Below are 13,569 nucleotides of genomic sequence, written 5' to 3' on the forward strand. Positions count from 1 at the left end.
GGGCGGGCGGGTCGGCCATCGAGGTCAGCCCTGTGTCGGTCGGCCCCGGCGGACGTCAGCCGTTGCGCGGGCCGGGGAAGGCCGTCGGCCGGGCCTCGTCGCGGAGGGTGGGGCTGCCCGCGGTCGGCTGGGTCGGCATGGAGCGGGCGGCCGGGACCGTGGGCACGGTGGGCAGGCCGCCGCCCACGTTGATCGTGCGGGTGCCCGACGATTCCGTGGACCGGTCGGGCTCGGCCGTAACCGCGGCGGTCTGGGACGCGGCGCGACGGGCGCCGTAACGGCGGTGCACCGCCTGCTTGGTGACACCGAGCGCGGAGCCCACCGCGTCCCACGAGAAGCCGAGAGAACGGTCGAAGTCCACGGCGGCCGTGACCAGGGTTTCGACACTGTCCCGGAGTTCCTGGGCGAGACGGACCGTCGGGGCGGGGGCGCGTCCGTAGACGACGAAGCCCGTGGACGGGCCGGAGCGGCGCGGGCGGTAGACGTTGCCCAACTGGGCGGTGAGCGTGCGTAGCGCGTCCACCTGGCGGCGGACCCGCTCGATGTCCCGCACCAGCAAGTGCAGGCTGGCCCGGGCCTGGGCGTCGTGGGTTGCGTGGTCGGCCATGAACAAGCCTCTCGAACCGGCGTTGAAAGGAATGGGCCGCGCATGCGGCCCGTTGTGGTCAACTCTCTCTTGACAACGCGTGGGCGCTCCGCTGGTCACGGTGTGGGGGCGTATGGGCATATGCGTACGCCGTGCGGCGGGGTTCGCACCACCGGGGTGTTCTCCCACCCGCGCACCGCCCCTTCCGGTCGGTGGAGAGGTTGAGACCTGTGGAGGCGCTCGTGGCCGGCGGGTTGCGGTTTCGTCGCCTGTCGCCTGTCGCCTGTCGCCTGTCGCCCGCCCGCGCGCCGCCCGGGCTAGTTGGTGGAGAGGTTGGGCGGCCTGTGGGGGTGTGCTCGTGGTCGGCGGGTTGCCGGTTCGTCGCTCGTTGGCCGGTTCGCGGCTGGTGGCCTGTGGTGTGTGGGCTGGGGGCGGTGGTTGGTTGGTGCGGCATAGACTTGCTTGTTGCCCGTGTTGATGCCGTTCGAGAGGGTCTCAGTCGCCCATGAAGCTTGTCTTCGCCGGTACCCCCGAAGTCGCCGTTCCCGCTCTGGACGCTCTCATCTCCTCCGGACGGCACGAGGTGGCCGCCGTGGTCACGCGGCCCGATGCGCCGGCCGGGCGGGGGCGCAGGCTGGTCGCTTCGCCTGTGGCCGAGCGGGCGATGGAGGCCGGGATCGAGGTGCTGAGGCCGCTCAAGCCGCGCGAGCCGGAGTTCCTGGAGCGGTTGAAGGAGATCGGGCCGGACTGCTGTCCGGTGGTGGCCTACGGCGCGCTGCTGCCCCGGGTTGCCCTCGACGTGCCGGTCCACGGGTGGGTCAACCTGCACTTCTCGCTGCTTCCCGCCTGGCGCGGAGCGGCTCCGGTACAGCACTCCATCATGGCGGGCGACGAGATCACGGGCGCCTCCACCTTCCTCATCGAGGAGGGCCTCGACTCCGGGCCCGTCTACGGGACCGTCACCGAGGAGATTCGGCCCGCCGACACCAGCGGTGACCTGCTGACCCGGCTCGCCTTCGCCGGGGCCGGACTGCTCGCCGCGACCATGGACGGTATCGAGGACGGCACGCTCAAGGCCGTACCGCAGCCGGGGGAGGGCATCACCCTCGCGCCGAAGATCACCGTCGAGGACGCGAAGGTGGTGTGGTCGGCGCCCGCGCTGCGGGTCGACCGGGTGGTGCGCGGGTGCACCCCGGCCCCCGGTGCCTGGACCACCTTCCGCGGTGAGCGGCTCAAGCTCATCCAGGTCACGCCGGTGCCCGAGCGGACCGATCTCAGCCCGGCCGAGATCGCCGTCGGGAAGAACAGCGTGCATGTGGGGACGGGGTCGTACGCCGTGGAACTGCTCTGGGTGCAGGCCCAGGGCAAGAAGCCGATGCGGGCCGCCGACTGGGCGCGTGGCGCGCGCATCGGCGCCGGGGAGACCCTCGGCCACTGAGCCCCTTTCCCCACCAGCGGCTTTCCGGCGTGCCCGGCGTACGCTGGGAGTCGCCTCATTCCCATACCCGGAGCACCTTTTCGTGAGCGAGCAGTCCCGGCGGCCGCGCAGGCCCGCCAAGCCCTACCGACGTCCCCAGAAGGACCCCGTCCGCATCCTCGCCTTCGAGGCGCTGCGCGCCGTGGACGAGCGGGACGCGTACGCCAACCTCGTGCTGCCTCCGCTGCTGCGCAAGGCGCGGGAGAAGGGCGACTTCGACGGGCGGGACGCCGCGCTCGCGACCGAGCTGGTGTACGGGACGCTGCGCCGGCAGGGGACGTACGACGCGATCATCGCCGAGTGCGTCGACCGGCCGTTGCGCGAGGTGGACCCGCCGGTCCTCGACGTGCTCAGCCTGGGGGCGCACCAGCTGCTCGGGACGCGGATTCCCAGCCACGCCGCCGTCTCCGCCTCCGTCGAGCTGGCCCGGGTGGTGCTGGGCGACGGTCGGGCCAAGTTCGTCAACGCCGTGCTCCGCAAGGTCGCGCAGGACGATCTCGACGGCTGGATCGCGAAGGTCGCGCCGCCCTACGACCAGGACCCCGAGGACCATCTGGCCGTGGTGCACTCGCACCCGCGGTGGGTCGTCTCCGCGCTCTGGGACTCCCTGGGCGGCGGGCGCGCCGGAATAGAGGAACTGCTGGCCGCCGACAACGAACGGCCCGAGGTGACGCTGGTCGCCCGGCCCGGGCGGGCCACCACCGAGGAACTCCTCGGTGAGGAGGCCGCGATGCCGGGGCGCTGGTCGCCGTACGCCGTGCGGCTCACCGAGGGCGGGGAGCCCGGCGCCATCACCGCCGTGCAGGAGGGCCGGGCCGGTGTGCAGGACGAGGGCAGCCAGCTGGTCGCTCTCGCGCTCGCCAACGTGCCGGTCGAGGGACCGGACGCGAAGTGGCTGGACGGCTGCGCCGGACCCGGTGGCAAGGCCGCGCTGCTCGCCGCGCTCGCCGCCGAGCGGGGGGCCGTGCTGCTCGCCTCCGAGAAGCAGCCGCACCGGGCGGGGCTGGTCGAGAAGGCGCTGCACGGCAATCCGGGGCCGTACCAGGTCATCGCCGCCGACGGCACCCGGCCGCCGTGGCGCCCCGGCACCTTCGACCGGGTCCTGATGGACGTCCCCTGCACGGGCCTGGGCGCGCTGCGCCGGCGCCCGGAGGCTCGGTGGCGGCGTCGCCCCGAGGACCTCGACAACTTCGGTCCGCTGCAGCGTGCGCTGTTGCGTACCGCGATCGACTCGGTGCGGGTGGGTGGGGTGGTCGGGTACGCCACCTGCTCCCCGCATCTGGCGGAGACGCGGGCGGTGGTCCAGGACGTGCTGAAGCAGCGTCCGGAGACCGAACTCGTGGACGCGCGACCGTTGCTGCCGGGGGTGCCGGAGCTGGGCGAGGGGCCCGATGTGCAGCTGTGGCCGCATGTGCACGGCACGGACGCGATGTATCTGGCCCTGATCCGCCGGACCGGCTGAGGTGGGGGTGGGTGTAGGTTCTCAAGGTCTGTGACCAATTCTCATTCCAGGTGGCCACTGTCTGGCCAACTGGCCAATGAACTGAGACGAACACCTGTTCTAGGTATTGCTCATGAGTGTGAACCTTGCGGCCCGCTATGTGTGTCTGCGTGCTCCCATGCAACCGTCAGAGGGACGGCCTGACGGCACCATGCTATGAGGCCGGCGCATGAATTGCTGGGGGACGCGTGAGCATTGCGGTCGGCTCTGCCTCGTTGACGGTACGCCGGAGTGACGGTGAGCTTGCGGCGGCGCCATGGCCGTATACGGACATTGAAAGAATGGAATCGTTGGTTTCCGTGGCGCACGTTCCGTTGGTATTACGGCCAAAAGCATTACTCGGGTTTCTACTGGTCCTCGACCATGCGTGGTCACGTGATTTATGAATCACGGCTGGAGTTGACGCGCCTGATCTACGCAGACTTTTCGCCCGAAGTCAGGTCGATCCATGCTCAGCCATTTTTGATTACGGCGGAGATCGATAAAGTCCAGCGACGGCACCGGCCGGACCGCCGGAGCGTGGATCACCCTCGCAGGCTCTTAGGGGGATACCTGCTGTGGTCGGGGCAGACTGCCGATCCGGCCCGCGTGTACTCGGGGGCCTATCTCACACGCATGCCAGCCGGCCTGCTCGAGGGCGTGTACCGGCTGGTGTCCGCCAACGGCGGCAAAGCGCTGGACAACGGCAATGTCACCATCGAGGGCAACGCGGTGATCCAGTACACATCCAACAGCGGCACCTCGCAGCAGTGGGCCATGACCAAGATCGGCTGACCGCCGGTCACCTTCCGTCTGCCCAACCGCCAGTCGTGCATGTGGGGTTCGGGACAGGCCGGCCAAGCGGCAAGGGCACGTACGTCAACGGTCGTACGGTTGATGCACGTCCAGCAGGAAGACGGCATGCGCGCCTCTGCGACCCGGTGTGGTGCGCAGAGGCGCAGCACTCAGGCCGACGGGTAGCTGCTGACGAGCTGGCCCATGCTCATGAGGGCCCGGTTCAGGGTGCCCGAGTCGGCGATCACGGTCTGGCCTGTCATCACCTTGTTGTGCCGGGATGCGAGGAGTGCGTAGAAGGGCCCGTACTCCTCCGGGGCGGGCAGGTGCTGAAGGGGCGTGGACCATTCGAACATCGCGCGGAAGGCGTCCGCGGGAATGTCCGACTGCTTGGACTCGTGCAGGTCGAGAGCGCCGGGCCCGCGGAGCTGACTGCCCGCGATGCCCGAAGGGGCGACGGCGTTGACCCGTACCCGCGGGGCGAACTCGAACGACAGCTGGTTCACCAGGCTGCGCACCGCCCCCTTGCTGGCCGTGTAGGCCGCACCGCCGCCGTCGGCTGCGAACGCCGCCTGGGACGCGGTGAGCACGATCGCCCCTTCCTCGGCCTGGAGCAGGTCGTGCATGATCCGCGCGGTCAGCGCGTAGCCCTTGACGTTGATCGAGAAGACCTCGTCGAACAGTTCGCCGACGCGCTCGACGGGGATGTCGGTCAGCCGGACGTTACCGTCGAAGATGCCCTGCGCGCCGATGAGGGAGGTGAGCCGGCCGTAGCGGTCCTCGATCTGAGACCGGCAGGCACGAAGATCGTCGATGCTGCGTACGTCGCCGTGCACGACGAGGACGTCGTCGCCGAACTCCTTCTTCAGCCCGAGTACCTTGGCCTGGTCGTATTCGAGGATCGCGAGCTGCGCGCCCTCTTCGAGACAGTGGCGGGCGACGCCGAGACCGAGGCCGGAGCCGCCGCCGGTGATGAGGACGACGTGGTCGTCAAGCAGCTTCATGGGTGGTGCGTTCCTTCCGGTCGGTGCACGACACGGTGGTGTCGAGGGCGGGATTGTTCGTGCGGGCGAGCGCGAGTGCCTCGTCCCAGGTGCCGCCGCGGGCGAGCAGCTTGCGATAGTCGCGCAGCGAGCGGACACGCCCGCAGGCGAACGCGGCGTGGAACTCGCCGGCGTGGCCGAACAGGACGAGAAACTCGCCCAAGTCGAGTGAACCCTCGACGACGAGGCCGCGGTCGCCCGCGCGGCGGCGGCCGTAGCACTGGAACCGCATGCCGTACTGGTCGGTCCAGAAGTACGGCACTCCCTGGTAGGGCGTGGTCTCGCCGCGGGCGATGTTCAAGCCGATGTGCCGGCCCTGCTCGACCGCATGGGTCCAGTGCTCCACGCGTACGCGCTGTCCCAGCAGCGGGTGGTGGAACGCGGCCACGTCACCGGCGGCCCACACGCCGGGTACGTTGGTCCGGCCGGCGGCATCGGTGACGATCCCGCCGGTCACCTCGATCCCGGAGTCCGCCAGCCAGTCGACGGCGGGTTCGGCGCCGATACCCGTCAGCACGAACGGGGTCCGGTGCGCGCTTCCGTCCGTGAGCCGGACCTCGTACGCCCCTGGTTGTCCCGTGACCGACGCCACCGCGACGGCACCGCGGAAGCGGACCCCGCGTGCGGTGTGCAGGTCGCGGAGATGGGTGGCCAGCTCGGTCCCCAGTACGGGCTCCAGCGGCAGCGGGAGCGCGTCGAGGACCGTGACCGCCACGCCCCGCGCGACGAGACCGGCCGCGACCTCCAGTCCGATGAAGCCGGAGCCGATCAGGGTCATCTCGCCGTATCGCGCCGCGGCCTCGCGCAGCACCCGCAGGTCCTCGGGGGTGCGCAGGGCCGGCAGTACCTCGCCCGCGAGGCTCCTCATCTCGCGGGGGCGGCTGCCGCAGGCGATGACCACAGCGTCCCAGGGAAGCGCCTCGCCGTACGTGGTCACCACATAGCGGCGGTCGACGTCGAGCCCCGCCGCGGCGTGCCCGAGACGCAGGTCGAGGCGGCTGGCCTCGATGCGTTCGGGAGAGCGGAGTTCGAGGAGTTGCGGGTCCTCCTCGGCGACAAGCAGGGCCTTCGACATCGTGGGCCGGTCGTACGGCTGGTGCAGCTCGGCGCCGAGGACGGTGATGGAGCCGGTGAATCCGGCCTCCCGGAGGCCGTCGGCGGCGCTGAGGCCGGCGGCGGAGGCTCCCACCACGACGACCCGTTCAAAGCCGCCGGTCACGGCTTGGGTCCCGGGTTGAGCGCGATGGCCTGTGCGGGGCAGACGCGGGCGGCCTCTTCGAGATCCTCCCGCTCGTCGGCGTCGACGGTGTCGCGCAGGAGAACAGCCGTCGGGCTGCCGGGCGGGGTGTCGAAGACGTCGGGCATGACGCTGACGCAGATGCCGTAGGACTTGCAGCGGGTGCCGTCGAGGGAGACGGAGAGGTTGTCGCTCACAGGAAGACTCCAAGGTTCGGAGTGGCCAGCGCCGTTTCGGTCAGCACGATTTCGCGGGACAGCAGACGTGGGCCCGACGGTGTGAGGCGGAGCTGGTCGTAGCGCCTGCACGGGATGAGATCGAAGTGCGGGTCTATGCCGCGCTGGCGGTAGACCAGCAGGGCGCTCGACACCTTGATGACGTCGGGGCGGTCGGTCTCCTCGACCTCGATGCTGCCCACGATGCGCAAGGTGCGGGACGGAGGTACCTCAGAGTACGCGTGGTCGGTGTTGAGCCGGTCCAGGCGCGTGCGTACGTGGGCCTTGGTGTCCCGGACCCGAAAAGCGTTGCGGTCGATCTCCTTGGAACGCGGTTCCGCTGCCTGTCGGATCGGCACGGTGTAGAGAAGTTCGTCGTCAAGGAGTCCGTACCACTCCTCCTCGCGGCCCTCGTCGAGCAGCCGGGCCTCCAGCGCCAGGAACTGGGTGGCCAAGGCCTGAAGTTCGCGGCCCGCGCTCACGGGCGGGACGATGCGGGGTGTGTCGGTCGTGGTCATGCTCACTCAGCTCCCTCGGTGCCGGCGCCGGTGTTCCCGCGCATCACGTTCAGCCAGTGGCGGTAGAAGTGGAGCTGCACGTGCTCGCCGTAGCCGGTGTTGCGCTTGCGGCCCGGGCCGGTCCACGAGGGGTCGTGCGACTGGTCGACCTGACTGTTGTTGCCCTGCTGGAAGTGGAACTCCATGCCGGCCTTGCGCATCCACGGACTTCGGGCGGCGCGCGGTGCGCCTTCCCAGGCGACGGTGTCGTCCTGCTCGAAGATGCCTGCCGAGCCGAAGGTGAACTGGCCGTTGACGTAGGAGTCGCGGGCCTCGTCCTGCGACATGAAGTCCCAGACGAACTGCCAGTTCCACAGTTCGATCTCGCCGGGGCCGATCGGCTGCCACTGTCGGAAGCTGGTGATCACCGACAGGGGACCGCCCGGCACGGACGGGGTGTTCAGCCGGAGGAAGCTGAGGTTCGGGAAGATCGTTCCGACCGTCGGCGGCTCGTGGTTGACCACGTGGAGCTGTGCCTCGTCCAGGCCCGACAGGTCGAAGTGCCGGGTGATCTCCGGCGCGTAGCCCCAGAGCACGTAGCCGGGATGGACCGCCTTGGTCCAGGCATGGCCGGTGAAGGCGTGGCCGTTCTCGAATTCGTAGAAGCGCGCGATCTCGCACGTCGACTGCAGCCCCTGGGAGAACGCGATTTCTTCCGTGCTCCAGTGCAGCGTGTCGACGTGGTAACCGTCGCCGGTGAAGTTCTCGGCGGCCGTCTTCCAGTCGGCGTGCAGCCGGTAGCGCTCCGGCGGCCCGGCGACCCGCATGCCGCCGGGTGCCAGCCCGACGATCAGGTCGAGCATCCACCCGGCCCCGCCCAGGTACTCGTCCAGCGACGGTCCGTCCGGGTCCAGCGAGGCGAAGACGAAGCCCTGCCGGGTGGCCACCCGGGGCGCGCGTATCAGGCCCCACGTCTTGGGGTCGAGACGCTCGCCGTAGGCGTCGTGCAGGTGCGGGGTGCCGACCAGGTCGCCGTTGTTGCTGTAGGTCCACCCGTGGTAAGGACACTTGAAGAACCGGGAGTTGCCGGCATCGGTCTGGCACACCTGGGTGCCCCGGTGACGGCAGTAGTTGGACAGCACGTTGATGCCGCCCTTGCCGTCGCGCGTGACGATCACCGGATCGAGGCCGATTCTGCGCTGCACGAAGTCACCCGCCTTGGGGATCTCGCTCTCGTGCGCGACGAACACCCAGCACTTGGTGAATATCTGCTCGATTTCGGCGCGGAACACCGCCTCGTCGTTGAAGATTTCCACCGGGACGAGATCGTTCTTCAGCGAGGCCTCGACGCGGTCCAGGATGGTAGCGGCATCGGCCGTTTCTGGAGAGATGGCAGTCATGGGGCTCCCTTGCCTCAGTCGTGCTCAGCAGGGGCGATCAGCGGAATTCCGTGGCCCTGCCTGCGGCTCGAGACGTCAGGCTATGGCTGTCATCACATGGTGAAAAGCAATTCCTGTCGATGCGTCGGCATTGATCCAATCGATGGAACGCGGCCAGGCTTCTCCTGACCGGTCCTGTCTCAGCCGGCTGCCGGGGCGGGCGGTGTGTCCCGGATGTAGGCATTTGCGAAATGGCGCATGCGCTGCCGCAGCCAGGCGTGGCCCGGATCGTCGTCCATGCGTTTCATCCAGACCATCATTTCGGTGCCCGGCTGCAGCTCCATGGGAGGTTCGAGCAGCCGCAGGCCTGTCGCCGGGGCGATGCGGCGCCCGAGCGTTTCGGGGATCAAGGTGATGAGCCGGGTACCGCGGATCAGGAACGGGGCGAGTTCGAAACTCGTGGTGACCTCGACGTGGCGCGGGATGCCGAGCAGGTCGAGATTCAGTTCGGCCAGGGAGGGTCGCCGGTCGGGGCTCGTCGCGAGGTACGGCAGCTCGCTGAACTGCTCGACCGAGATGCTCTCGCCCACATCGGGGTGCTCCTGGTCGACCGCGATCACGTAGCGGTCGGTGTACGCGGCCTCACTGCACAGGTCCGGCCCGCTGGGCACCAGCTCGCGCGGAACGATGACGAGGTCGATCTGGTGGCGGGTCAGCTGTTCCGCGTACTCCTCCGCGAAGGGCTGGATGCGCAACCGCACGTTCGGAGCCTCGGCCGGCAGCTGCACCAACAGCGGATGCAGTACGGCGACGGCCGCGTAGCTGCTCGCCATCACCGAGTACGTCCTGTGGTCGGTCGCGGGATCGAAGCTGTCGCGCTGTGACAGCAGCGACTTGATGTCGGTCAGCGTCTTCTGCACTGGCTGCACCAGCGACTCGGCAACCGGTGTGGCAACCATGGTCCGCCCCTGCCGGACGAGGATCGGGTCGTTCAGGAGCTTGCGGAGCCGAGCCAGCGTGGAGCTCATGGCCGACTGTCCGACGGCCAGCCGGGCCGCCGCCGCGGTCACGCTCCGTTCCGCCATCAGGGCGTCGAAGGCGACGAGCAGGTTCAGATCCACCCGGTTGAGATCCAGGGGCGCATTGGTGGTGGGCATCGACCGGAATTCCCGTCTGTGCTGAAGGCATGCCGACAGAAGTCGGCTGCCGCGGCTCGACGGTCGACTCCGACCACGGATTGATGTCATCAATCCGAACGCATCACTATCGATTGTTTGTATCGAGGAGTGCGTCTGTCTAGCGTCTTGCAGCGGGAAAAGCGACGCGAACGCCCTGTTCGGCGTCACTGAAGAGCAGGAGTCGACGATGACCGCAGCCTTCCGTCCGATCACCCATCTCAGGCATGTGGGTATCGGTGTGCCCGACTACGGCAAGGCTCTGGAGTTCTACAAGAACCTCTGGGGACTGCAGCCGGTGGCCGACGACAGCGGTGTGACCTTCTTCGCCACTCCCGCGGACCCGGAGCAGTACATCCTTCGGGTCCGGCAGGACCAGGACAAGCGACTGGACCTCATCGCCTTCGGTGTGAACTCTCCCGAAGAAGTCGACGAGTTGGCCCGTCGGCTGGCGGTCGGCGGAATCACGCTCGACCGGGAGCCCGGCAAGCTGGACACCCCGGGCGGCGGATACGGCGTCCGGTTCTTCGACCCCGACGGCCGACTCGTCGAGGTGTCCGCCGGGGTCGCGCAGAAGCCCTTCCGGGAGCTCGAGGAACGCGAATCCGTCCCCAAGAAGCTCAGCCACGTGGTGATCAACTCCACCGATGTGGCCGCGACCAAGGCGTTCTACGAGACCTACCTCGGCTTCCGCCTCTCGGACTGGCTCGGCGACCTGATGTGCTTCATGCGCAGCGGAACCCAGCATCACATCCTCGCCATCTCCCGAGCACCGCGCGTCTCGCTGAATCACATCTCCTTCGAGATGCGCGGCCTCGACGAGTACATGCGCGGGTCCGGGCGCCTGATGCGCGCCGGTCACCGCCCGCTGTGGGGCCCAGGCCGGCACGGCCCGGGAGACAACACCTTCACCTACTTCCTCGACCCGAATGAGAACGTCGTCGAGTACACGACGGAGCTCGAGACGATCGAGGACGACGAGGCGTGGGAGCCCCGCGTCTTCGACAGCACCTCTCCTCAGTCGCAGGACCAGTGGGGGACCGGCGGGTCGATGACCGAAAGCATGCTGCCGGTGCTGCTCAAGCAGACGGACGGCGGTCTGTGGACCCCCTCGCCGATCTGATCCCTCCCCCTCCTCCGTAAAGGCCACTGAAGTGACTCTTTTCCTTGATGACGCAGCGGTACAGGCGGCCTTCGACTGGGAGCTGGCAACCTCGGCGGTGCGCGAGGCATACGCGACGAGCATGGACGGAGCACGCTATCCGACCCGCGGCATGGCCCGCGGAGACCACGGCTGGCTGCGCACCCTCACCGGCGTACCGGCCGGACGCGAACTGATGGGAGCGAAGATCATCGCGGCCACGATGCAGACGCGCTGCGCCTCCTACCTCATCCCCCTGTTCGACCAGCGGACGGCCGAGCTGGTGGCCCTGCTCGACGGCCACTCCATCACCGGTTACCGGACGGCGGCCACCTCGGCCGTCGCGGCGGACCTGCTGTCGCTGCCCGGCGCCCTGACCGTCGCCGTGATCGGCTCTGGTTTCGAAGCGCGGAACCATGTGCGCGCCCTCGCCGTCGTACGCGACCTCAAGGACGTACGGGTGTACAGCCCACGACCGGAGAGCCGAGCCCGATTCGCCGCCGAACTGTCCGACCTGCCGATCACGCAGGCGGCCGGCGCCGAGGAGGCCGTGGCAGGCGCCACGCTGGTTGTCTGCGCCGCCCGGTCCCGCGACGAGACCCCCACCCTGCTCGGCAAGTGGCTCCGACCAGGCATGACCGTCGTGTCCATCGGATCCACCCTGCCCGAGCAGCGTGAGGTGGACCCCGAGGTGATCGCCCGTGCCGACGTGATCGTGGCGGACATGGTCGAGGAGGTGCTCGACGACACCGGGGACCTGATCGCTGCGCGAGCCGCCGGTCTCGACGTGGCGGGCGAGATCCGCTCGCTGGCCGACCTCGTCGGCGAGCGCATCCCCGGGCGCACCCGCGTCGACCAGATCGCGCTGTACAAGTCGGTCGGCTCAGCGGCCCAGGACCTGGCGGTCGCCGGCATGTGCGTGCGCAACGCCCAGCGGCTGGGACTCGGAACCCGGATGCCGGCCACCATTCATCCCGTGCAGAAGTGAGAGAGCCGCCATGACCATGGAGACGACCGTTCCACTCGGTCTGTCCGACCCCACGCTGCTGCGCACGGCCGCCTACGTCGAGGGCAAGTGGCTGGAAGCCGGCGACGGCGGTCGGCTCACCGTCCGCAACCCTTCGACCGGTGAACTCATAGCGGACCTGCCGGCACTCGGCAGAGCGCAGACCGCCCAGGCCGTCGACGCCGCTCATCGTGCTCTGCCCGAGTGGCGGGCACGGTCGGGCAAACAGCGCGCACAGGTGCTGCGGCGCTGGTTCGACCTTGTCACCGAGCACACGGAGGACCTGGCCCGGCTGATCGTCCTGGAGGAGGGCAAGCCACTCGCCGAGGCCCGCGGGGAAGTCGCTTATGCCGCCTCCTTCATCGAGTGGTTCGCCGAGGAGGCCAAACGGATCCGCGGCGACGTGTTCGCGGCACCGGAAGGCTCGCGCAGGGTGTTGGTGCTCAAGGAACCGGTCGGGGTGTGCGTGGCCATCACCCCGTGGAACTTCCCCGCCGCGATGATCACCCGTAAGGCCGCTCCGGCGCTGGCCGCGGGCTGCACGATGGTCGTCAAGCCCGCCGAGCAGACGCCCTTGACGGCACTGGCCCTCGCCGAGCTTGCCGAACGGGCCGGTGTACCGGCCGGGGTCCTCAACGTGGTGATCGGCGACCCGCACGAGATCGGGCCCGAGCTGACCGGTAACCCGCTGGTCCGCAAGGTCAGCTTCACCGGCTCCACCGAGGTCGGCAGGCTGCTCCTGGCCCAGTCCGCCCAGACGGTGAAGAAGACCTCGATGGAACTGGGCGGCAACGCGCCGGTGCTCGTCTTCGACGACGCCGACGTCGAGACCGCCGTCGCCGGTGTCGTCGCCACCAAGTACCGCAACACCGGCCAGGCCTGCATCAGCGCCAACCGTGTCTACGTGCAGGCGGGAATCCACGACCGCTTCGCAGAGGCGTTGACCCGCAGGGTCGAGGACCTCGTCGTCGGAGACGGCTTCGATGACGGCGTGCAGCAGGGACCGCTCATCGACGAGGCAGCGGTGGCGAAGGTCGAGGAACATCTCGCCGACGCCACGAACCGGGGTGCCAGGATCCTGTGCGGCGGTTCACGGCACCGGCGTGGAGGGCTCTTCTTCCAGCCCACCGTGCTGACGGACGTGGCCCCGGGCATGCTCGTCACCCGCGAGGAGACCTTCGGCCCGCTCACCCCGCTCATCCGCTTCACCGACGAGGCCGAGGCCGTCCACATGGCCAACGACACCGACTACGGCCTGGCCGCCTACCTCTTCACCCGCGACTCCGAGCGGACCTGGCGCGTCTCGGCCGCCCTGGAAGCGGGGATGGTGGGCATCAACACCGGCTTGATCTCCAACGAGGTCGCCCCCTTCGGCGGCGTCAAGCAGTCGGGGCTGGGGCGGGAGGGCTCCGTCTACGGCATCGAAGAGTACCTGGAGATGAAGTACCTGGCCTGGGAAGGCGCCGGCGCGCCCTGAGCCGACTGCCGCAGCACGAACGAGCGCCCCAGGACCGACCCGCCCAGGCGCTGAGTCACCG

At 69.2% G+C, this 13,569-nt stretch carries 13 protein-coding genes; 6 read left to right on the top strand and 7 right to left on the bottom strand.

The window, feature by feature from the left end; genetic code table 11:
• Nucleotides 1-55 precede the first annotated feature (55 nt).
• Nucleotides 56-607, bottom strand: a complete 552-nt coding sequence (locus ACFY0P_RS31390; RefSeq protein ID WP_388920509.1) for a hypothetical protein — start codon at nucleotides 605-607, stop codon at nucleotides 56-58.
• 484 nt (nucleotides 608-1,091) lie between these two features.
• Between ACFY0P_RS31390 and fmt the strand changes: the two genes are divergently transcribed.
• The 3 genes from fmt (at nucleotide 1,092) to ACFY0P_RS31405 (ending at nucleotide 4,338) form a co-directional block, all read left to right on the top strand.
• Nucleotides 1,092-2,024, top strand: a complete 933-nt coding sequence (gene fmt / locus ACFY0P_RS31395) for a methionyl-tRNA formyltransferase (protein ID WP_388920512.1) — start codon at nucleotides 1,092-1,094, stop codon at nucleotides 2,022-2,024.
• 82 nt (nucleotides 2,025-2,106) lie between these two features.
• The gene (locus tag ACFY0P_RS31400; protein ID WP_388920515.1) at nucleotides 2,107-3,525 is read left to right on the top strand and encodes an RsmB/NOP family class I SAM-dependent RNA methyltransferase; all 1,419 of its coding nucleotides are present in this window, start codon (nucleotides 2,107-2,109) and stop codon (nucleotides 3,523-3,525) included.
• Nucleotides 3,526-3,795: 270 nt separating this feature from the next.
• Complete coding sequence (locus ACFY0P_RS31405; RefSeq protein ID WP_388920518.1) at nucleotides 3,796-4,338, top strand: RICIN domain-containing protein; 543 nt, start codon at nucleotides 3,796-3,798, stop codon at nucleotides 4,336-4,338.
• A gap of 170 nt (nucleotides 4,339-4,508) precedes the next feature.
• Here the strand turns inward: ACFY0P_RS31405 and ACFY0P_RS31410 are convergent, their stop codons facing one another.
• From ACFY0P_RS31410 to ACFY0P_RS31435, 6 genes are all read right to left on the bottom strand, one after another.
• Nucleotides 4,509-5,342 (bottom strand): SDR family oxidoreductase, encoded by an 834-nt coding sequence (locus tag ACFY0P_RS31410; protein WP_388920521.1) that lies wholly within the window; start codon nucleotides 5,340-5,342, stop codon nucleotides 4,509-4,511.
• Nucleotides 5,329-6,600: an NAD(P)/FAD-dependent oxidoreductase gene (locus ACFY0P_RS31415; RefSeq protein ID WP_388920524.1), complete on the bottom strand. Its 1,272-nt coding sequence runs from the start codon at nucleotides 6,598-6,600 to the stop codon at nucleotides 5,329-5,331. Before ACFY0P_RS31415 ends, ACFY0P_RS31410 begins: the two co-directional genes overlap by 14 nt.
• Nucleotides 6,597-6,815 carry a ferredoxin gene (locus ACFY0P_RS31420; protein WP_388920527.1) on the bottom strand — a complete coding sequence of 73 codons (219 nt, stop codon included), beginning with the start codon at nucleotides 6,813-6,815 and terminating at the stop codon, nucleotides 6,597-6,599. The genes ACFY0P_RS31415 and ACFY0P_RS31420 overlap by 4 nt, the downstream gene beginning before the upstream one ends.
• The gene (locus ACFY0P_RS31425; protein WP_388920530.1) at nucleotides 6,812-7,351 is read right to left on the bottom strand and encodes an aromatic-ring-hydroxylating dioxygenase subunit beta; all 540 of its coding nucleotides are present in this window, start codon (nucleotides 7,349-7,351) and stop codon (nucleotides 6,812-6,814) included. The genes ACFY0P_RS31420 and ACFY0P_RS31425 overlap by 4 nt, the downstream gene beginning before the upstream one ends.
• A 2-nt stretch (nucleotides 7,352-7,353) precedes the next feature.
• Nucleotides 7,354-8,730: a Rieske 2Fe-2S domain-containing protein gene (locus tag ACFY0P_RS31430; protein WP_388920533.1), complete on the bottom strand. Its 1,377-nt coding sequence runs from the start codon at nucleotides 8,728-8,730 to the stop codon at nucleotides 7,354-7,356.
• Between the two features lie 179 nt (nucleotides 8,731-8,909).
• Nucleotides 8,910-9,866: a LysR family transcriptional regulator gene (locus tag ACFY0P_RS31435; RefSeq protein ID WP_388920536.1), complete on the bottom strand. Its 957-nt coding sequence runs from the start codon at nucleotides 9,864-9,866 to the stop codon at nucleotides 8,910-8,912.
• A gap of 208 nt (nucleotides 9,867-10,074) precedes the next feature.
• Between ACFY0P_RS31435 and ACFY0P_RS31440 the strand changes: the two genes are divergently transcribed.
• The 3 genes from ACFY0P_RS31440 (at nucleotide 10,075) to ACFY0P_RS31450 (ending at nucleotide 13,508) form a co-directional block, all read left to right on the top strand.
• Entirely contained in the window at nucleotides 10,075-11,007 is a 933-nt protein-coding gene (locus ACFY0P_RS31440; protein WP_388920538.1) for a VOC family protein, read from the top strand.
• A 121-nt stretch (nucleotides 11,008-11,128) separates the two neighbouring features.
• The gene (locus tag ACFY0P_RS31445) at nucleotides 11,129-12,013 is read left to right on the top strand and encodes an ornithine cyclodeaminase family protein (RefSeq protein WP_388920541.1); all 885 of its coding nucleotides are present in this window, start codon (nucleotides 11,129-11,131) and stop codon (nucleotides 12,011-12,013) included.
• A 16-nt stretch (nucleotides 12,014-12,029) separates the two neighbouring features.
• On the top strand, nucleotides 12,030-13,508 hold the full coding sequence (locus ACFY0P_RS31450; RefSeq protein WP_388920871.1) for an NAD-dependent succinate-semialdehyde dehydrogenase: 1,479 nt from the start codon (nucleotides 12,030-12,032) through the stop codon (nucleotides 13,506-13,508).
• The last annotated feature ends 61 nt before the right edge of the window (nucleotides 13,509-13,569 follow it).

The sequence above is a fragment of the Streptomyces sp. NPDC001714 genome (assembly GCF_042892755.1).
Classification (GTDB): domain Bacteria; phylum Actinomycetota; class Actinomycetes; order Streptomycetales; family Streptomycetaceae; genus Streptomyces.

Excerpts from the sequence above, each read along its gene's own strand:
- ACFY0P_RS31390 (WP_388920509.1), bottom strand. The coding sequence starts at position 607 with ATGGCCGACCACGCAACCCACGACGCCCAGGCCCGGGCCAGCCTGCAC.
- fmt (WP_388920512.1), top strand. The coding sequence starts at position 1,092 with ATGAAGCTTGTCTTCGCCGGTACCCCCGAAGTCGCCGTTCCCGCTCTG.
- ACFY0P_RS31410 (WP_388920521.1), bottom strand. The coding sequence starts at position 5,342 with ATGAAGCTGCTTGACGACCACGTCGTCCTCATCACCGGCGGCGGCTCC.
- ACFY0P_RS31425 (WP_388920530.1), bottom strand. The coding sequence starts at position 7,351 with ATGACCACGACCGACACACCCCGCATCGTCCCGCCCGTGAGCGCGGGC.
- ACFY0P_RS31430 (WP_388920533.1), bottom strand. The coding sequence starts at position 8,730 with ATGACTGCCATCTCTCCAGAAACGGCCGATGCCGCTACCATCCTGGAC.
- ACFY0P_RS31435 (WP_388920536.1), bottom strand. The coding sequence starts at position 9,866 with ATGCCCACCACCAATGCGCCCCTGGATCTCAACCGGGTGGATCTGAAC.
- ACFY0P_RS31440 (WP_388920538.1), top strand. The coding sequence starts at position 10,075 with ATGACCGCAGCCTTCCGTCCGATCACCCATCTCAGGCATGTGGGTATC.
- ACFY0P_RS31445 (WP_388920541.1), top strand. The coding sequence starts at position 11,129 with ATGGACGGAGCACGCTATCCGACCCGCGGCATGGCCCGCGGAGACCAC.
- ACFY0P_RS31450 (WP_388920871.1), top strand. The coding sequence starts at position 12,030 with ATGGAGACGACCGTTCCACTCGGTCTGTCCGACCCCACGCTGCTGCGC.